This window comes from Micromonospora sp. WMMA1947 (assembly GCF_027497355.1).
Lineage (GTDB): Bacteria > Actinomycetota > Actinomycetes > Mycobacteriales > Micromonosporaceae > Micromonospora.
Window position 1 is genome coordinate 2,704,714 of sequence record NZ_CP114909.1, and the last position, 17,986, is coordinate 2,722,699.

Sequence of the window (17,986 nt, forward strand, 5' to 3'; positions counted from 1 at the left end):
GTGTGCGCGAAGCCTGCAAAACCTTGCCAATGCCGGGGCCTGTGGTCAAGCGGGGATGTCGAGTGCTGTTTCGGGACAGCCATCCCACATGCTGGGGACACGGAACATTAACTGACAATTACTGCACAGAAGCGCGTGACCACTCTGGAGTGACATCCCCTGATCAGGGGGTTGGAGAAAAGAAGGTATTAGGTGATCGGATCACGGGTTGCGGTGACCACGACCGTTTCCTGCCTCACTGCGGCTTCCCAAACAGGATCTCGTCTGATGAAATCGCGGCCGTGCCGCGCGTGGCGCTGGCCGCTGCACCAGGCACGGGTCAGCGGGTCGCGCGTGGAAGAAACGACGGAGGCGATGTCGTGAGCACCGGACCTACGACCCTGCCCGGGAGCCCCAACGCCGAACAGCGGAACCGCCGCCGGCGCCTGCCCAGGCTGCGCGACGCGCGGATCCGCTCCAAGCTTGCCCTCATCCTGGTCGTTCCGGTGGCAGCTGTCATCGCGCTGGCAACTATCCGACTCATCTCGGTCGGTGAGGGCGCGTACGAGGCGGACCGGGTCCGGTCGCTGAGCGCGGTGTCCGTCGACATCTCGGCGCTCACCCAGGACCTGCACAAGGAGCGGATGGCGGCGGCGGTCTTCCTGGCCGACCCGAACCAGAAGCCGGACGCGTACAACCTGCGGGTGCGGCAGACCGACGAGCGCATCGCGGCGTACCAGGACGAGCGGGGCAAGCTCGGCGACCTGCCGGACGCGATCGGCAACCAGCTCAAGGTGATCGACGCCCACCTGTCCACGCTGAACGGCACCCGCCAGGAGGTGCTGGACCGGTTGCAGATGCCGGTGGCCGAGGCGAGTCTGCGCTACGGCATCGTGCTCGACGACCTGGTCGCGTACAGCGACGCGCTGGCCCAGCAGCCGGGCGCGGAGAGCCTGGCCGACGCCCGTCGCGCGGTGGCCGCGTTCGCCCACGCCAAGGCCGAGGTGGCCGAGGAGCAGGCGGTGGCCTTCACCGCCCTCGACGGCAACCGGATCGACGAGGAACAGTTCTCGTCCTTCGTGGCCACGCTCACCGGCCAGCAGGAGGCGCTGCTGACCTTCTCCCGGACCGCGACGCCGAGCCAGCGCGCCCTGGTGGAGCGCACCGTCTCCGGCGACGCCGTGCAGCTAGCCGACCGGGTCGCCAACGACATCTCCCGGTCCGTCGGGCGTCCCGGGCCGGTCACCCGCGACGAGGCGTCCGCCGCCATCGGCGCGGTCGACGACCTGATGCGGTGGGCCGAGATCCAGCTCCTGGACGAGATGCTCGCGGACGCCGACGAGGCCCGCGCCGACGTGATCCGGCAGGCGATCGTGGAGAGCCTGCTCGTGCTGCTCACGCTCGCCGTCGCGGTGACGCTCGCGGTGGTGCTGGCCCGCTCGCTCAACGACTCGCTGCGCCGGCTGCGCGAGGGCGCGCTCGCGGTGGCCAACCACGACCTGCCGGACGCGGTGAGCCGGCTGCAGAACGTCAACGCCATCGGCGACGGCGGCGTGGACGAGATCGTCCAGCAGGTCCGGGACCCGATCAAGCTGAGCAACCGCGACGAGGTCGGTCAGGTCGCGGTGGCCTTCAACGTGGTCCACCGCGAGGCGGTCCGGGTCGCGGCCGAGCAGGCCGCGCTGCGGACGAGCGTCTCGGCGATGTTCCTCAACCTGGCGCGCCGTTCGCAGAGCCTGGTCGACCGGATGATCGGCGAGCTGGACGCGATCGAGCGCTCCGAGGAGGACCCGAAGCGGCTGGCGCAGCTGTTCGAGCTGGACCACCTGGCCACCCGGATGCGCCGCAACGACGAGAACCTGCTGGTGCTGGCCGGCGCCGACTCGGCCGTACCGCGTCGTGACGACGCGCTCCTGGTCGACGTGCTCCGCGCCGCGCAGTCCGAGGTCGAGCTCTACAACCGGATCGAGTTCGGCACCGTCGACACCGACATCTCGGTCGCCGCGCACGCCGTCAACGACGTCGTCCGGCTGGTCGCCGAGCTGCTCGACAACGCCACCCGGTTCTCGCCGCCGAACACCACTGTGGTGGCCGACGGCCGCCGGATCCGCGACTACGTGCTGATCCAGGTCGAGGACCGGGGCCTCGGCCTCACCGACGACCAGCTCGACTCGCTCAACCGGCGTCTGGCCGCCCCGCCGACCGTCGACGTGGCCGCGTTCCGGCTGATGGGTCTGGCCGTGGTGAGCCGGCTCGCCTCCCGCTACGGCATCCGCGTCGAACTGCGCCGCAACGTCGAGGGCGGCACCGTCGCCCAGGTCACGCTGCCGAACTCGACGGTGGTGCTGCCGGCCAACCGGGGCCAGGCCCCGCTGACCCGGCCGCGTCAGCCGCTCGCCGTCGAGCAGTCGCCGCTCAGCCAGGTCGGCGCCGCCGACGCGCTGGCCGGAGCGGGCCGGGGCGCCGCCACCGCGACGCTCGCCGACGGGTGGCGGGGGGCGACCACCGCCCCGCCGTCGCGGTGGCAGACGCCCGCCGAGACGCGCGACACCACGCCCGCCGTACAACTGGGTGGGGCGACCGGCGCGCTGCCCACCGTGGCGGCGCCCGCCCCGGTGGCCGCGGCGCCCGCGACCGCGCCGGCTCCGGTCTCCGGAGCGGGCTGGTCCGCCGGGGGACCGACGGTGGCGTACCCCGCACTCGACCCCCTGCCCAAGCGGACGCCGGGCGTCGATGCCGCGCAACCCGCGACCCAGGCCGCACCTCCGGCCTACCAGCCGCTCGCCGCGGCGCCGGCGGTGGACAGCACCCCGGCGACGCCCGTGGTGGCCCGGCCCGAGCAGCGGGCCGAGGCGCCGATATTCCGGGAGATGGAGGCGGTCTGGTTCCGTTCGCACGGAGAGGACGAGACCACCATCTTCACCCGGCCCACGTTCGACGAGCCGCCCGCGCCGGCCCAGCCCGCCGTGGCGCCCCCCGCGGCGTCGGCACGTCCGAAGCTGCCCACCCGTACCCCCGGCGCCCAGGCGTCGGGACTGACCACCACGCCGCCGGCGTACAGCCCGCCGGAGGTGCCGTCCACGCCGCCGGCGGCCGCGACGCCGCCCCCGGCGCCACCCGCCACGCCCGCGCCCGCTCCGTCGATCGACCCGGAGGCCTGGCGTACGGCGGCCGACGAGGGCTGGTCGCGGGCCAGCCGTGCCGCGGAGCCCACCACCGGCGGCACCACCCGCTCCGGCCTGCCCAAGCGGGTGCCGCAGGCCCAGCTCGTGCCCGGCGGGATAGAGCCGAAGAGCGGCCGGGACCGCAGCCGGCGCACGCCGGACGAGGTACGCGGCCTGCTCTCCGCCTACCACCGTGGCGTCCAGCGGGGCCGTACGGCCGGCGCCGACCTGAACAGCACCTCGACCAAGGAGACGAACCGATGAACAGGCCGGCGGCCATGCAGGACATGGGGTGGCTTCTCACCAACTTCGCCGACAGCGTTGCGGGTATCGCGCACGTGGTGGCGGTGTCCGCGGACGGACTGCTGCTCGCCTCCTCCCGGGACCTGCCCGGGGACCGGGCCGACCAGCTCGCCGCGATCACCTCGGGTGTGGTGAGCCTGACCGAGGGCGCGGCGCGGATGTTCAGCGCCGGCGGGGTGTTGCAGACCGTGATCGAGATGGACAGCGGCTACCTGTTCCTGATGTCCATCAGCGACGGCTCGTCGATGGCGGTGCTCGCGGCGCGCAGCTGCGACGTCGGCCAGGTGGGTTACGAGATGGCGCTGCTGGTGGAGCGGGTCGGCCAGGCGCTGGTCCCGCTGCCGAGAGACGCCGTCCGCTCCTGAACGGACCGGGGAGCTGAGGACCGGAGCCGGTGCGGCTCCGAACGAGGGGAGGTGATCGCGAGATGGAACCGCGACGTGATCCACGTGGCGCGCTGGTACGGCCGTACGCGGTCACCCGGGGCCGCACCGAGCCGTTGCAGAACATCGCGCTCGAGGCGGTGCTGTCGAGCACGCCGACGCAGTCGGCCGAGGCGCGCTTCGCCGGGCACGACAAGTACCGCATCTCCTCGGTCTGTGAAGGCCGGGCGCAGTCGCTGGCGGAAATCGCCGCTTACACCCGGATGCCGCTGGGCGTCACCCGGGTGCTGGTCGCCGACATGGTGGCCGAGGGCCTGCTGACGCTACACACTGCCGCTCCCGCAACGGGTTTCGCGGCGCGAATGAACCTGCTTGGAAGGGTGCTAAGTGGACTTCGCGAACTATGACCCCGACGGGGTGAACCGCGGCCGGGAGATCATCTCCGCGAAGATCGTGATCGCGGGCGGCTTCGGCGTGGGCAAGACCACCCTGGTCGGGGCGATCTCCGAGATCCAGCCGCTGACCACCGAGGCGCTGATGACCGCGGCCGGCGTGGGCATCGACGACGCGTCGAAGGTACCGGGTAAGGAGACCACCACGGTCGCCATGGACTTCGGCCGTATCACCATGGCCGAGGACCTGATCCTCTATCTGTTCGGCACGCCCGGCCAGACCCGGTTCTGGTTCATGTGGGACGAGATCATCCGGGGTGCGGTGGGCGCGGCGGTGCTGGTGGACACCCGCCGGATCACCGACGCGTTCGCGCCGCTGGACTACTTCGAGAACCGCAAGCTGCCGTACGTCGTGGCGTTGAACCGCTTCGAAGACGCGCCGCACTACGAGCTGGAGGAGGTCCGGGAGGCGCTCGCCATCTCCCCGGACGTGCCGATGGTCCTGTGCGACGCCCGGCGGCGGGACTCGGTCAAGCAGGTGCTGGTCACGGTGGTCGAGCACGCGATGCTCCGCCTCCAGGCCGAGCACGGCTACGCGGCCTCGGTGGGCTGACCGCCTGCGGGTCAGTCGACCCGCAGGCGGTACCCCCGCTTGACCACCGTCTGCACCACGCGGGGCGCCTTCAGCCCGGCCCGCAGGCGGGCGACAGCCATCTCCACCGCGTGCTCGTCGGCGCCGCGCGGCAGCGTCCGCAGCAACGCGGTGCGGGACAGCACCTTCCCCGGCGACGCCGCGAGCGCCCGAAGCACCGCCATCGGCGCCGGCGCCAGCTGGCGCAGTTCCCCGTCCACCACCGCGGCGTGCCCGCGCAGCGTCAGCACGTGCCCGGCCGCCTTCACCGAGATCGTGCGCCGGGGCAGTTCCTCGACGATGGTGCGCACCAGCGCGCCCAGGCGGGCCCGGCTCGGCGCGCTCACCGGCACCCCGCGCCGGACCAGCGGCTCGGCGGTGACGGTGCCGACGCACCCGGCCAGCACGTCGCCGCGCAGCGCCTCCAGCACCGTCTCGGTGCGGTCCCCGGCCGCCCGCAGCAGCGCCTCGGCCGCCGGGGCCGACGTGAACGTGACCGCGTCGACGAGTCGCCCGGCCACCAGGTCGATGAGCCGGTGCAGCGGCGCCGGGTCGGCCGGCGGAGCCCACCGGTAGACCGGCACCTCGATCACCGTGGCGCCGGCGGCCACCAGCGCGTCGGCGCACTCGGGCTGCCGCTCGCCGTGCAGCTGCATCGCCACCACCTGGCCGGCCACCCCGCGCCGGACCAGGTGCTCGACCACCTCGTCGCAGCTCTCCGAATCCGGCGACCAGTGCTCGCGCAGCCCGGCGGCGCGGATCGCCCCGGTCGCCTTCGGGCCGCGGGACACCACGTACGCCCCGGCGAGCGTGGCGCGCAGCGGCTCGGCCAGCCCCCAGCCCTCGGCCGCCTCCAGCCAGCCCCGCATGCCGATGCCGGTGTTCGCCATCAGCACGTCCGGCGGGTGTTCCAGGCAGGCCCGGGTGGCCTCACGCAGGTCGGTGTCGTCGGCCAGCGGGACGATCCGCAGCGCCGGAGCGAGCACCACCCGCGCCCCACGCCGCTGGAGCAACGCGGCCAGTTCGTCGCGCCGCCGGTCGGCGGTGACCCCGATGGTGAAGCCGGCCAGCTCGTCCCGCATCATTCCTCCTGCCGTAACCGCACCTCGACCAGGCCGTCCCGGCAGCGCACCGGATGCCGGCGCAGCGTCACGCCGGGCAGGTCCAGGCACCGCCCGGTGGTGAGGTCGTAGACCTGCTTGTGCAGCGGTGAGGCGAGCGTGGGCACCCCGCCCCGGCTGCCCACCAGGCCGCGGGACATGACGTACGCGCCGCCGACCGGGTCGAGGTTGTCCACCGCGTACAGGCCGTTCGCGGTGCGGAAGACCGCTACCTGGACGCCGCCGACGAGCGCGGCCACGCCCCGGTCGGGGTCGAGCCGGTCCAGCGGGCAGACCGGTGTCCAGTCCAGCGTGACGACGGGGCTCATCGGCGCACCTCCGGCAGTCCCAGCACGACGGGCTGGCGGCGGTGTCCGCCGTCCGGGGGCGCGCCCCGGGCCGGCACCGGCTGGCCCCGCTCCTGGGTGAACGTGATGGACGGGTCGGGCACGTCGGGCGCGTTGACGAAGGAGGTGAAGCGGCGCAGTCGGTCCGGGTCCTCCAGCACGTCGCGCCACTCGTCGGAGTAGCTCGTGACGTGCCGGGCCATCGCCGCGTCGAGGTCGGCGCAGAGCCCGAGCGAGTCGTCCACGAGCACCGACCGGAGGTGGTCCAGGCCGCCGTCCATGGCCTCGATCCAGGCGGCGGTGCGCTGCAACCGGTCGGCGGTGCGGATGTAGTACATGAGGAACCTGTCGATCAGCGTGACCAGTTCCGCCGTGCTCAGGTCGGTGGCGAACAGGTCGGCGTGCCGGGGCCGGAAACCGCCGTTGCCGCCGACGTACAGGTTCCAGCCGCTCTCGGTGGCGATGATCCCGAAGTCCTTGCTCCGGGCCTCGGCGCACTCGCGGGCGCAGCCGGAGACCGCCGACTTGAGCTTGTGCGGCGCGCGCAGGCCCCGGTAGCGCAGCTCCAGCGCGACGGCGAGCCCGACCGAGTCCTGCACGCCGTAGCGGCACCAGGTGTCACCCACGCAGGACTTCACGGTGCGCAGCGCCTTGCCGTAGGCGTGACCCGACTCGAAGCCCGCGTCGACGAGCCGCCGCCAGATCTGCGGCAACTGGTCGACCCGCGCGCCGAACAGGTCGATCCGCTGCCCACCGGTGATCTTCGTGTAGAGCCGGAAGTCGCGTGCCACCTCGCCGATCGCGATCAGCTTCTCCGGGGTGATCTCGCCGCCGGGAATCCGGGGCACCACCGAGTAGCTGCCGTCGCGTTGCAGGTTGGCCAGGAAATGGTCGTTCGTGTCCTGGAGCGACGCCTGCTCGCCGTCGAGCACGTGCCCGGTGCCGAGCGAGGCCAGGATGGAGGCCACCACCGGCTTGCAGATGTCGCACCCGCCGCCGCGCCCGTGCTCGGCGACGAGCCGGGAGAACGTGCGGATGCCCCGCACCCGGATCAGGTCGAACAGCTCCTGCCGGCTGTGGTCGAAGTGCTCGCACAGCGCGGTGGACTGACGCACCCCGGCGGCGTCCAGCAACTGCTTCAGCATCGGCACGCACGAACCGCAGCTCGTACCGGCCCGGGTGCACGCCTTCAACGCCGGCACGTCGGTCGCCCCACCGGCGATCGCCGCGTCCAGGTCGGCCCGGGTCACCGCGTTGCACGAGCAGACCTGCGCGCCGGCGGGCAACGCGCCCGCACCGGCACCCGCGCCGCCGGCCGGCGCCAGCAACGCCAGCGGGGGACCGGGCAGCGGCCCGCCGACACTGGCCCGCAACGTCGGGTACGCGCTCGCGTCCCCGACCAGCACGCCACCGAGCAGCGTCCGCGCGTCGTCGGAGAGGACCAGCTTCGCGTACGAGCGGGTGGCCGGATCGGTGTACGTCACGTCGAGGCAGCCGGGGGTGACGCCGTGCGCGTCACCGAACGACGCCACGTCCACGCCGAGCAGCTTGAGTTTCGTGGCGGTGTCCGCGCCGGGGAACGTGGCCGCGCCGCCGAGCAGCCGGTCCGCCACCACCTCGGCGGTGGCGTACCCGGGCGCGACCAGACCGTGGCAGACCCCGTCCACCGCCGCGCACTCGCCGACCGCCCAGATCCGCTCGTCGGCCGTCCGGCAGGACGCATCCACCAGCACGCCGCCGCGCGGGCCCAGCGGCAGCCCGGCCGCGCGGGCCAGCTCGTCACGCGGCCGGATCCCGGCCGCCACCACCACCAGCTCCGCGTCGAGGCTGCGGCCGTCGGCCAGGTCGAGCGCGGCCACCGAGCCGTCCGGCCCGGGACGCAGCGCCGTGGTGGCCACCCCGAGGTACGGCGTGACGCCCAGCTCCTCGACGTACCGCCGGAGCATCGCCCCGCCCGCCTCGTCCACCTGCACCGGCATCAGCCGGGGCGCGAACTCGACCACGCTCGTGGTGAGCCCGAGCAGCCGCAACGCGTTCGCCGCCTCCAGCCCGAGCAGTCCGCCGCCGATCACCGCGCCGGTACGGCGGCCCCGGGCGTGCTCCCGGATCGCGGCCAGGTCGTCCAGCGTCCGGTAGACGAAGACGCCTGGTAGATCGGTGCCGTCGACCGGCGGCACGAACGCGTACGAGCCGGTGGCGAGCACCAGCGCGTCGTACGGGTACGCACCGGCCGCCGTGGTCACCACCCGCCGGGCCCGGTCGACGCCGGTGGCCGGCTCGCCCAGCCGCAGGTCCACCCCGGGGTCGGGGGTGTGCACGGTCAGCTCGTCGGCGTCCACCCCGTCGAAGACGGCCGAGAGGCGCACCCGGTCGTACGCCGGACGCCGCTCCTCGGCCAGCACCGTGACCCGCCACCGCCCGTCGGTGTCCCGGGCTCGCAGCGCCTCGACGAAGCGCTGCCCCACCATGCCGTTCCCGACGACGACAAGCCTGCTTCGCTCGCTCATGACGCCACCTCCACCGTCTCGCGTACCTCGTCGGTTGTGGACGGATCCGCCTCGGCGAGCCACCCGGCGATGCCGGCCACCGCGTCCCGGCAGCTGCCGCAGCCAGTGGCGGCCCGGGTCGCCGCGGACAGCGCCGCCGCCGACCGGGCGCCCGCCCGCCAGCACGCCACCAGCTCGCCCTTGCTCACGTCGTTGCACCGGCACACGGTCGCGGCGTCCGGCATCAGCGCCGGTGACGCGGCCGGTCCGGCCGGTGCCTCGCCGAACGCCCGGCCGAGCAGCAGCGAACGCCGGTCCGCCGGCACCGGCGCGCCCCTGTCGAACAGCTGCACCACGGTGCCGACCGCCGGGTTGTCGCCCAGCAGGATCGCGCCGGTCAGCCGCTCGTCCCGGATGCGCAGCCGGGCGTAGGTGCCCCGGGCCGGATCGGCGAAGGTCAGCTCCTCGACCGGGCCGCCCGGGTCGCCGGTGCCGTCCACGTCGCCCATCGCGGCCAGGTCGATGCCGGCCGCCTTGAGCCGGGTCACCGCCGGGCGGGGCCGGTAGCGGGCCAGCGGATCCGCTCCGGTCAGCACGTCGGCCACCACCCGGGCCTGTGCCCAGGCTGGCGCGACGAGCCCGGTCAGCGTCCCGTCGTGCTGGGCGCAGTCGCCGATCGCCGAGATCCGCCTGTCGCTCGTCCGCATCCGGTCGTCCACCACCACGCCCCGCTCGACGGCGAGCCCGGCCGTTGCGGCGAGCGCGGTGTCGGGGCGTACCCCGCAGCAGAGCACCAGCAGGTCGGCGTCGAGCGGTTCGGCGTCGCCCAGGTGCAGGCGGACGCCGGTGGCGTCCGCGCTCACGGCGGTGGCCGCCACCCCGAGCCGGGACCGGACGCCCAGGCCGGCGAGCGTGCCCGCGAGGACCGCGCCAGCCGGCGGGTCGAGCTGGCGTTCCATCAGGTGCCCGACCGGGTGGACCACTGTCACGTCCAGGCCCCTGGTGGCCAGCCCGCGGGCGGCCTCCAGGCCCAGCAGCCCGCCGCCGAGCACGATCACGCGGCGCGCGCCCTCGGCGGCGGCGAGGATCCGCCGGCAGTCGCCGAGCGTGCGGAACGGGACGACCCGCTCGGGCAGCGACGCGAGGCCGGGCAGCGGCGGCACCACGGCCCGGCTGCCGGTGGCGAGCACCAGGTGGTCGTACCCGTGCCGGTCGCCGTCGGCGGTGACCACCTCCCGGGCGGCGCGGTCCACGGCGGTGACCGCCGCGGCGGTGCGGACCTGGACGCCCGGTCCGACGGTTTCGACAAGCTCCACGTCCGGCTCGCCGATGCGTCCGGCGAGCAGCGTGGAGAGCATGATCCGGTTGTACGCGCGGTGCGGTTCCGCCCCGAGCACGGTGATCCGCCGGTCCCCGCCGCGCGCGTGCAGCTCGGCGGCGAGCCGGGCGCCGGCCATCCCGTAGCCGACGACGACGATGCGGTCGTTCATGCCGGCTCCACCCGGACCGCGCAGATCTTGAACTCGGGCATCCCGGAGACCGGGTCGAGCGCGTCGTTGGTGACCGAGTTGGCGCGTTGCGCGCCGGGCCAGTGGAACGGCGCGAAGACGGTGTCCGGCCGGATCGCCGTACTGAGCCGGGCCGGCGCGCGCAGCTCACCCCGGCGGGAGACCACCCGTACCGGTGCCCCCTCGGCCACGCCGATCCGGCCCGCCAGGTCCGGGTGCAGCTCGACGAAGCCGCCCGGCGCGGCGCGGCGCAGCGCGGCCACCCGCCGGGTCTGCGCGCCGGACTGGTACTGGGCGAGCACCCGGCCGGTGGTGAAGTGCAGCGGGTAGTCGGCGCACACCGGCTCGGCGGCCGGGCGGTGGGTCACGGCGTGGAACCGGGCCCGGCCGTCCGGGGTGGGGAAGCGGTCGGCGAACAGCCGGGGCGTGTCCGGGCCGTCCCGGTCCGGGCAGGGCCAGAACACACCGGTGTCGGCGTCGATCCGGTCCCAGGTGATCCCGGCGTAGTCGGCCGGCCCGCCGGCCGAGGCCCGGCCCAGCTCCGCGAATACCTCGCGCGGGTCGGCCGGCAGCGGCGTCCCGCCCTCGGTCAGCCGTCCGGCGAGCGCGGCGAGGATCTCCAGTTCGGTACGGACGCCGGCGGGTGGCTCACGCAGCGCGCGGCGGCGCAACACCCGGCCCTCCAGATTGGTCATCGTGCCGTCCTCCTCGGCCCACTGGGCGACAGGCAGTACCACGTCGGCCAGCTCGGCCGTCTCGGAGCGGACGAAGTCCGCCACCACGAGCAGGTCCAGGGCGCGCAGCCGGGACTCGACCCGGGCGGCGCGGGGTGCGGACACGACCGGGTTGGAGCCGAACACCAGCAGCGCCCGCGCGCCGGACGGCGTACCGAGCGCGTCGAGGAGCTGGTACGCCGGCACCCCCGCCCCGGGCAGCGTGTCCGGGTCGACGCCCCACACTCCGGCGACGTGCGCGCGGGCCGCCGGGTCGTCGATGCGCCGGTAGCCGGGCAGCTGGTCGGCCTTCTGCCCGTGTTCCCGGCCGCCCTGCCCGTTGCCCTGCCCGGTCAGGCAGCCGTAACCGGAGCCGGGTCGGCCGGGCAGGCCCAGGGCGAGCGCCAGGTTGATGAGGGCGGTGACCGTGTCGACGCCCTTGGCGTGCTGCTCGGCGCCCCGGGCGGTGAGGATGATCGCCCGATCCACAGTGGCCAGGGCGCGGGCGGTCGCGTACAGGTCGGCCACCGGCACGCCGGAGAGCCGTTCCACCTCCGCCGGCCAGTAGCCGGCCACCGTCCGCCGGACCTCGTCGAAGCCGGTGGTCCGCTCTTCGACGTACGCCCGGTCCAGCCAGCCCTCGGTGAGCGCGATGTGCAGCAGCGCGTTCGCCACCGCGAGGTCGGTGCCGGGCAGCGGTTGCAGGTGCAGGTCGGCCTGGCGGGCGGTGGCGGTGGCGCGCGGGTCGACCACGATCAGCCGGCCGCCGCGTTCGCGCAGGTCGGTTACGTGCCGCATCAGCGGCGGCATGGTCTCGGCCGGGTTCGCGCCGACCAGCAGCAGCGTGTCCGCGCGGCCGAGGTCGGCGAGCGGGAACGGCAGCCCACGGTCGATGCCGAACGCCCGGTTGCCGGCCGCGGCGGCCGAGGACATGCACCAGCGCCCGTTGTAGTCGATGTGCCGGGTCCGCAACGTCACCCGGGCGAAGCGGCCCAGCGCGTACGCCTTCTCGTTGGTGAGGCCGCCGCCGCCGAAGACCGCCACCGCGTCCGGGCCGTGCCGGTGCTGCACGTCCCGGACCCCGGCCGCGACCCGGTCGAGCGCCTCGTCCCAGGTGGCCGGGCGCAGGTCGGCACCGGGCCGGTCGCGCAGCAGCGGAGTGGTGAGCCGGTCCGGGTGGTCGAGCAGGTCGGCGGCGGTCCAGCCCTTCTGGCAGAGCCCGCCGCGGTTGGTGGGGAAGTCGCGCGCGCCGACCACGACACCGTCGCCGGTGGCGCGCAGCACCATCCCGCACTGCAAGGCGCAGTACGGGCAGTGCGTGGCGGCCTCGACGGAGCGTGGCTCCGTTCGCGTCGCCGTGCGTGCACCGTCTGTCATGTCGGAAAAGCGTGCCGTCGGGCGGTTTCCGGTCCGGGTCTGCTCTGTTTCGGTCCTGTCACGAGCGCTTCACACCGCACCCGCGTGACGAGACGTTCCGCAGGGCTTAGAATGTGGGACAGAAATCTCATATAACGGGAGGCAGAATGAGCGTGACGGACGCGTTCGACGCGGTGGCCGGCACCTACGACCAGGCCCGACGCCGCCTGGTGCCCTGCTTCGACGCCTTCTACGGCACCGCTGTCGAGGTGGCCGCACCGCCGCTGCGCGCCGCGCTCGCCGCCGGGCGTACCCCCGAGGTGCTGGATCTGGGCGCCGGCACCGGCCTGCTGTCGCTCCTGCTGACCGCGGCCGTCCCGGGCGTGCGCCTGACACTGGTGGACGGCGCCCCCGGCATGCTCGCGGTGGCCGCCGGACACCTGCGGGAGCGTGGCGTGCCGCACCGCACCGTCCACGCCGACCTGGCCGACCCGCTGCCGGCCGGCCGGTACGACGCGGTGGTGTCCGCGCTGGCCATCCACCACCTCGACGACGAGGGCAAACGGGCGCTGTACCGGCGGGCCGCCGACGCGCTGGCGCCCGGCGGGGTGTTCGTCAACGCCGAGCAGGTCGCCGGGCCGACCCCGGCGCTGGACCGCCGCTACGACGAGGTGTGGACCGCGCGGATCACCGAGCTGGGTTCCGACGCCGAGGAGATCGCCGGGGCCCGGGAGCGGATGCGGCACGACCGGCCCGCCACGGTGGCCGACCAGTGCCGGTGGCTGACCGAGGCGGGCCTGGTGGACGTGGACTGCTTCTTCAAGGAGTGGCGGTTCGCGGTCTTCGGCGGGCGGCGTCCCTGAGCCGCTGTCCGTTTCCCCGATCGGTGGGGACGAGGATGACTACTGGTCATACCGCTGGGTAGTCTTCCCGACATGACCGCCAAGGTGACGCTGTCGTTCTCCGACGAGACCATCGAGGAGGCGCGCCGGTTCGCCAAGCGGGAAGGGCTCTCCCTCTCCGCCTGGATGGACCAGGCCGCCCGGGAGAAGGCGCTGCGCGAGGTCTTCACCGCGCACGCCGACGCGGTCGGCCGGGCCGGCCTCGACCTGGAATCCGCCGCCCTGGCCGACGCCCAGGAGGCCGCGCTCGTCGACGACGCCCTGTTCGGCGGGCGTCCGCGTGCTGCGTAGGGGCGAGGTCTGGCGCATCTCCGGCGCCCGGGAACGGTTCGGCCTGGTGATCAGCTCCGACGTCTACAACGCCACCGCGGTACCCATCGTGATCGTGGCCGAGGTGGTCGAGGAGTCGCTGCTACGCGACTCGCCGCTCGCCGTGCCGATGGGCCCGTACGTGGTGATGCCCGACCGGATCTCCTCACCGATGAAGAAGTGGTTCGCCGAGTGCGTGGACGTGGCGGACACCGAGACCATGCAGCGGGTCGGCCGGGCACTGCGGATCCTCCAGGAGCTGTGACCGCCTCACCGACGCCGTCCGGCGGACGTGCGATCTCCGTTGCCGTGCCGACGCGTGCGGGGCACGCCCGGGAAACCACGGGCTGACAGCGTCGCCTCGTCATCGACGAGGAGGAGTGGCCCGTGAGCACGCTCGTTTCCGCACCCACGACGCCGCCTGCCGGCACGGCCGGACGGCTCACCGAATGGCGGCCGGAGGATCCGGCGTTCTGGGCCGCCGGCGGCGCCCGGATCGCCCGGCGCAACCTGTACGTCTCGATCTTCGCCGAGCACGTCGGCTTCTCCGTGTGGAGCCTCTGGTCGGTGACGGTGCTGTTCCTGGGCCCCGAGTACGGCATCGACCCGGCCGGGAAGTTCCTGCTCACCGCCGTGCCGGCGGCGCTGGGCGCGGTGCTGCGGCTGCCGTACACGCTGGCGGTGGCCCGGTTCGGCGGCCGGAACTGGACCATCGTGAGCGCGTTGCTGCTGCTGGTGCCGGCGGTGCCGATGGCGGTGCTGATCGAGCCCGGGGTGTCGTACGCCACGCTGATGGTGCTGGCCTGCCTGTCCGGCGTCGGCGGCGGCAACTTCGCCTCGTCGATGGCGAACATCAACCTGTTCTTCCCGGAGCGGCTCAAGGGCCGGGCGCTGGGGCTCAACGCCGGCGGCGGCAACCTGGGCGTACCGGCCGTGCAACTGGTGGGGCTGGCGGTGCTCGCGACCGCCGGTGCCGCGTACCCCCGGTTGGTGCCGGCGGTCTACCTGCCGCTGATCGTGCTGGCCGCGCTGGCCGCGGCGCGGTGGCTGGACAACGTGCCGGGGGCGCGCAACGAGCCCGGCGCGCTGCGCGCGGCGGCCCGCGACCCGCACACCTGGGTGATGTCGCTGCTCTACGTGGGCACGTTCGGCTCGTTCATCGGCTTCGGCTTCGCCTTCGGTCAGGTGCTCCAGCTCCAGTTCCACGACCGGTTCCCGACGCCCGTCGACGCGGCCTGGCTGACCTTTCTCGGCCCGCTGATCGGCTCGTTGATCCGGCCCGTCGGCGGTCAGCTCGCCGACCGGCTGGGCGGGGCCCGGGTGACGTTCTGGAACTTCGTGGCGATGGCCGCCGGGGCCGGGCTGGTGCTGTACGCGGCCCGGGAGCGGTCCTTCCCGCTCTACCTGGCCGGGTTCCTGGCGCTGTTCGTCTTCTCCGGGATCGGCAACGGCTCGACGTACAAGATGATCCCGGCGATCTTCCGGGCCCGGGCCGTCGCGGAGAGTGAGCTGACCGGCGACCCGGAGGCGGCGCAGCGGCGGGCCCGGCGCCTGTCCGGCGCGGTGATCGGCATCGCCGGGGCGGTCGGCGCCTCGGGCGGGGTGCTGGTGAACGTGGCGTTCCGGCAGTCGTTCCTGGCCTCTGGCACGGCCGACGCGGCCTACCTGGCCTTCATCGGCTGGTACGCGCTCTGTTTCCTGGTGACCTGGGTGGTCTACCTGCGTCCCGGGCCGCGTACGCTGGTCGGCGTGTGACCTGTGCCATGACGAACGCGCAGGCCACGCGCGGCGCGACCCCGTTTTGACCTGCCGCAGGGCGGCCGGGTATCGTTGCCTGCTGTTGTACGACATTCTTAGGCGTGCCGCATCAGGTACGCTTGGTCGTTCGTGCGCGCTGGTCCGGCTGGGAACTCCTGGTCACCTCGGCGCGCGACCCCAGACCGACGACGAGACAAGGTAGACCTGTGCGTACGTACAGCCCGAAGCCGGGTGAGATCGAGCGTCAGTGGCACGTCATCGACGCCTCTGATGTCGTGCTGGGCCGCCTGGCGACCCACGCCGCCACGCTCCTGCGTGGCAAGCACAAGCCGACTTTCGCGCCGCACGTCGACACGGGCGACTTCGTCGTCATCGTGAACGCGGGCAAGGTCGCGCTGACCGGCAACAAGCGCCAGACCAAGGTCGCTTACCGCCACTCCGGTTACCCGGGTGGTCTGAAGCGGGTCGGCTACGACGAGCTGCTGACCAAGCGGCCCGAGCGGGCCATCGAGCTGGCCGTGAAGGGCATGCTCCCGCACAACAAGCTGGGCCGTCAGCTTCTCAAGAAGCTGAAGGTCTACGCCGGTGCCGAGCACCCGCACACCGCGCAGCAGCCGGTGCCGTTCGAGATCAAGCAGATCGCGCAGTGAGCGCGGGCGAAGGAAGCAGCATGACCGACATCACCGCCACCGAGGTCGCCCCCGAGGCCACCGAGGCGCCGGCGCCCGTCGCGCGCGCGCCCCGTGGTGACCGCCCGATCCAGACCGTGGGTCGGCGCAAGGAAGCCATCGTCCGGGTTCGGATCGTTCCGGGCACCGGCAAGATCACCTGCAACGGCCGCGACCTCGAGGCCTACTTCCCGAGCAAGGTGCACCAGCAGCTCATCAAGGACCCGCTGGTCACCGCCGAGAAGCCCGAGGCGTTCGACGTGATCGCCAACCTGCGTGGCGGCGGCACCACCGGCCAGGCCGGCGCGCTGCGGCTCGCCATCGCCCGGGCGCTGATCGTCAGCGAGCCCGACGACCGCCCGGCCCTGAAGAAGGCCGGCTTCCTGACCCGTGACGCCCGGGTCAAGGAGAGCAAGAAGTACGGCCTCAAGAAGGCCCGCAAGGCTCCCCAGTACTCGAAGCGCTGATCACCACAAGCGTCTTGTACTTCTGACGGACGGCCGGTTCGCCTCCCCTTCCGGGAGGCGGACCGGCCGTTCCGCGTTTCTCTCCTCTCATCAGCAGTTCCACGGAGGTTGGCGGGTATGGGCCGGTTGTTCGGCACGGACGGCGTACGCGGGCGGGCGAACGCGGATCTCACCCCGGAGTTGGCGCTGGCGGTCGCGGTGGCCGCTGCCCACACGCTGGCCGAGACCGACAAGAGCCATCCGCCGCTCGCGGTGGTCGGCCGGGACACCCGGGCCAGCGGCGAGATGCTGGAGGCGGCGGTGGTCGCCGGGCTCACCAGCGCCGGCGCCAACGTGGTCCGGGTCGGCGTGCTGCCCACCCCGGCGGTGGCGTTCCTCACCGCCGAGATCAAGGCCGACCTGGGTGTGATGCTCTCCGCCTCGCACAACCCGATGCCGGACAACGGCATCAAGCTGTTCGCCGCCGGCGGGCACAAGCTGCCCGACGAGATCGAGATGCGGATCGAGGAGGCGGTGAAGGCCAACGCCACCACCGCCTGGAAGCGCCCGATCGGCGCCGGCGTGGGCCGGGTCAACGACCTCCTCGACGGCGCCGACCACTACGTGCAGCACCTGGTCGGCACCGTGCCGCACCGCCTCGACGGGATCAAGGTCGTGGTCGACTGCGCCAACGGCGCGGCGGCCGACGTCGCACCGGTCGCCTACCGGGAGGCCGGCGCCGAGGTGATCGCCATCCACGCCGAGCCGGACGGGCTCAACATCAACGACGAGTGCGGCTCCAACCACATCGACGCGTTGCGCGCCGCCGTGGTCGAGCACGGCGCCCACCTGGGCATCGCCCACGACGGCGACGCCGACCGCTGCGTGGCGGTCACCGCCGACGGCGACGAGGTCGACGGCGACCAGGTCATGGCGATCCTCGCGCTGGCCATGCGGGACGCCGGCGAGCTGACCCAGGACACCCTGGTCGCCACCGTGATGAGCAACCTCGGTCTCCGCCTGGCCATGTCCGAGCACGGCATCCGGCTGGTCGAGACCAAGGTCGGCGACCGGTACGTGCTGGAGGAGCTGCGCGCCTCCGGCCTGGCGCTCGGCGGCGAGCAGAGCGGGCACATCGTGCTGCCCGCGTACGCGACCACCGGCGACGGCGTGCTGACCGGCCTGCACCTGATGGCGCGGATGGCCGCGACCGGCACCTCGCTGGCCGAGCTGGCCGCCGTGGTCACCAAGCTGCCCCAGGTGCTGATCAACGTGCCGGTCGGCGACCGTACCGTCGGCGCCGCCGCGCCCGCCGTCCGGGCCGAGGTCGAGCGCGCCGAGGCGGAGCTGGGCGAGACCGGCCGGGTGCTGCTGCGCCCCTCCGGCACCGAGCCGCTGGTGCGGGTCATGGTCGAGGCGGCCACCGAGGACACCGCGCGCGAGGTCGCCGAGCGCATCGCCGAGCAGGTCCGCACCGCCAGCCCGGTCGCCTGACCGACCCGGGGCCGCCTGCTCCCGCCACCCGCCGGTCAGTTCGCCCG

16 protein-coding genes are annotated in these 17,986 nt (G+C 73.7%); 11 read left to right on the top strand and 5 right to left on the bottom strand.

Features of this window, described 5'->3' with window-relative positions; all coding sequences use genetic code 11:
- Nucleotides 1–359: 359 nt before the first annotated feature.
- The 4 genes from O7604_RS13095 (at nucleotide 360) to O7604_RS13110 (ending at nucleotide 4,834) form a co-directional block, all read left to right on the top strand.
- Nucleotides 360–3,407 carry a sensor histidine kinase gene (locus O7604_RS13095; protein WP_281579745.1) on the top strand — a complete coding sequence of 1,016 codons (3,048 nt, stop codon included), beginning with the start codon at nucleotides 360–362 and terminating at the stop codon, nucleotides 3,405–3,407.
- A complete protein-coding gene (locus O7604_RS13100; protein ID WP_013288588.1) occupies nucleotides 3,404–3,811 on the top strand; it encodes a roadblock/LC7 domain-containing protein in 408 nt (135 codons plus the stop codon). Before O7604_RS13095 ends, O7604_RS13100 begins: the two co-directional genes overlap by 4 nt.
- Before the next feature lie 62 nt (nucleotides 3,812–3,873).
- A complete protein-coding gene (locus O7604_RS13105; RefSeq protein ID WP_030501578.1) occupies nucleotides 3,874–4,236 on the top strand; it encodes a DUF742 domain-containing protein in 363 nt (120 codons plus the stop codon).
- Nucleotides 4,217–4,834: an ATP/GTP-binding protein gene (locus O7604_RS13110; protein WP_269704030.1), complete on the top strand. Its 618-nt coding sequence runs from the start codon at nucleotides 4,217–4,219 to the stop codon at nucleotides 4,832–4,834. The genes O7604_RS13105 and O7604_RS13110 overlap by 20 nt, the downstream gene beginning before the upstream one ends.
- Nucleotides 4,835–4,845: 11 nt before the next feature.
- On the opposite strand, the gene O7604_RS13115 is transcribed toward O7604_RS13110, so the two are convergent.
- The 5 genes from O7604_RS13115 to O7604_RS13135 are packed head-to-tail and all read right to left on the bottom strand — an operon-like array spanning nucleotide 4,846 to nucleotide 12,383.
- Entirely contained in the window at nucleotides 4,846–5,934 is a 1,089-nt protein-coding gene (locus O7604_RS13115) for a uroporphyrinogen-III synthase (protein ID WP_269704031.1), read from the bottom strand.
- A complete protein-coding gene (gene nirD, locus O7604_RS13120; RefSeq protein WP_269704032.1) occupies nucleotides 5,934–6,281 on the bottom strand; it encodes a nitrite reductase small subunit NirD in 348 nt (115 codons plus the stop codon). The genes O7604_RS13115 and nirD overlap by 1 nt, the downstream gene beginning before the upstream one ends.
- Entirely contained in the window at nucleotides 6,278–8,806 is a 2,529-nt protein-coding gene (gene nirB, locus O7604_RS13125; protein WP_281579746.1) for a nitrite reductase large subunit NirB, read from the bottom strand. Before nirB ends, nirD begins: the two co-directional genes overlap by 4 nt.
- A complete protein-coding gene (locus O7604_RS13130) occupies nucleotides 8,803–10,275 on the bottom strand; it encodes an FAD-dependent oxidoreductase (protein ID WP_269704034.1) in 1,473 nt (490 codons plus the stop codon). Before O7604_RS13130 ends, nirB begins: the two co-directional genes overlap by 4 nt.
- A complete protein-coding gene (locus tag O7604_RS13135) occupies nucleotides 10,272–12,383 on the bottom strand; it encodes a molybdopterin oxidoreductase family protein (protein WP_281579747.1) in 2,112 nt (703 codons plus the stop codon). The genes O7604_RS13130 and O7604_RS13135 overlap by 4 nt, the downstream gene beginning before the upstream one ends.
- A gap of 146 nt (nucleotides 12,384–12,529) precedes the next feature.
- Between O7604_RS13135 and O7604_RS13140 the strand changes: the two genes are divergently transcribed.
- From O7604_RS13140 to glmM, 7 genes are all read left to right on the top strand, one after another.
- Nucleotides 12,530–13,225, top strand: coding sequence for a class I SAM-dependent methyltransferase (locus tag O7604_RS13140; protein ID WP_281579748.1), 696 nt, complete (start codon nucleotides 12,530–12,532; stop codon nucleotides 13,223–13,225).
- 72 nt (nucleotides 13,226–13,297) lie between these two features.
- On the top strand, nucleotides 13,298–13,555 hold the full coding sequence (locus tag O7604_RS13145; RefSeq protein ID WP_181726592.1) for a DUF6364 family protein: 258 nt from the start codon (nucleotides 13,298–13,300) through the stop codon (nucleotides 13,553–13,555).
- Nucleotides 13,545–13,838, top strand: a complete 294-nt coding sequence (locus tag O7604_RS13150) for a type II toxin-antitoxin system PemK/MazF family toxin (protein ID WP_187693959.1) — start codon at nucleotides 13,545–13,547, stop codon at nucleotides 13,836–13,838. The genes O7604_RS13145 and O7604_RS13150 overlap by 11 nt, the downstream gene beginning before the upstream one ends.
- Nucleotides 13,839–13,960: 122 nt before the next feature.
- The gene (locus tag O7604_RS13155) at nucleotides 13,961–15,328 is read left to right on the top strand and encodes a nitrate/nitrite transporter (RefSeq protein WP_269704037.1); all 1,368 of its coding nucleotides are present in this window, start codon (nucleotides 13,961–13,963) and stop codon (nucleotides 15,326–15,328) included.
- A gap of 209 nt (nucleotides 15,329–15,537) precedes the next feature.
- Entirely contained in the window at nucleotides 15,538–15,981 is a 444-nt protein-coding gene (rplM, locus tag O7604_RS13160; protein ID WP_013288574.1) for a 50S ribosomal protein L13, read from the top strand.
- A 20-nt stretch (nucleotides 15,982–16,001) separates the two neighbouring features.
- A complete protein-coding gene (gene rpsI / locus O7604_RS13165; RefSeq protein WP_018784602.1) occupies nucleotides 16,002–16,466 on the top strand; it encodes a 30S ribosomal protein S9 in 465 nt (154 codons plus the stop codon).
- A 117-nt stretch (nucleotides 16,467–16,583) separates the two neighbouring features.
- Complete coding sequence (gene glmM / locus O7604_RS13170; protein ID WP_073828911.1) at nucleotides 16,584–17,939, top strand: phosphoglucosamine mutase; 1,356 nt, start codon at nucleotides 16,584–16,586, stop codon at nucleotides 17,937–17,939.
- The last annotated feature ends 47 nt before the right edge of the window (nucleotides 17,940–17,986 follow it).

Excerpts from the sequence above, each read along its gene's own strand:
- O7604_RS13140 (WP_281579748.1), top strand. The coding sequence starts at position 12,530 with ATGAGCGTGACGGACGCGTTCGACGCGGTGGCCGGCACCTACGACCAG.
- O7604_RS13115 (WP_269704031.1), bottom strand. The coding sequence starts at position 5,934 with ATGCGGGACGAGCTGGCCGGCTTCACCATCGGGGTCACCGCCGACCGG.
- O7604_RS13145 (WP_181726592.1), top strand. The coding sequence starts at position 13,298 with ATGACCGCCAAGGTGACGCTGTCGTTCTCCGACGAGACCATCGAGGAG.
- O7604_RS13105 (WP_030501578.1), top strand. The coding sequence starts at position 3,874 with ATGGAACCGCGACGTGATCCACGTGGCGCGCTGGTACGGCCGTACGCG.
- glmM (WP_073828911.1), top strand. The coding sequence starts at position 16,584 with ATGGGCCGGTTGTTCGGCACGGACGGCGTACGCGGGCGGGCGAACGCG.
- nirD (WP_269704032.1), bottom strand. The coding sequence starts at position 6,281 with ATGAGCCCCGTCGTCACGCTGGACTGGACACCGGTCTGCCCGCTGGAC.
- O7604_RS13135 (WP_281579747.1), bottom strand. The coding sequence starts at position 12,383 with ATGACAGACGGTGCACGCACGGCGACGCGAACGGAGCCACGCTCCGTC.
- rpsI (WP_018784602.1), top strand. The coding sequence starts at position 16,002 with ATGACCGACATCACCGCCACCGAGGTCGCCCCCGAGGCCACCGAGGCG.
- O7604_RS13100 (WP_013288588.1), top strand. The coding sequence starts at position 3,404 with ATGAACAGGCCGGCGGCCATGCAGGACATGGGGTGGCTTCTCACCAAC.
- O7604_RS13130 (WP_269704034.1), bottom strand. The coding sequence starts at position 10,275 with ATGAACGACCGCATCGTCGTCGTCGGCTACGGGATGGCCGGCGCCCGG.
- nirB (WP_281579746.1), bottom strand. The coding sequence starts at position 8,806 with ATGAGCGAGCGAAGCAGGCTTGTCGTCGTCGGGAACGGCATGGTGGGG.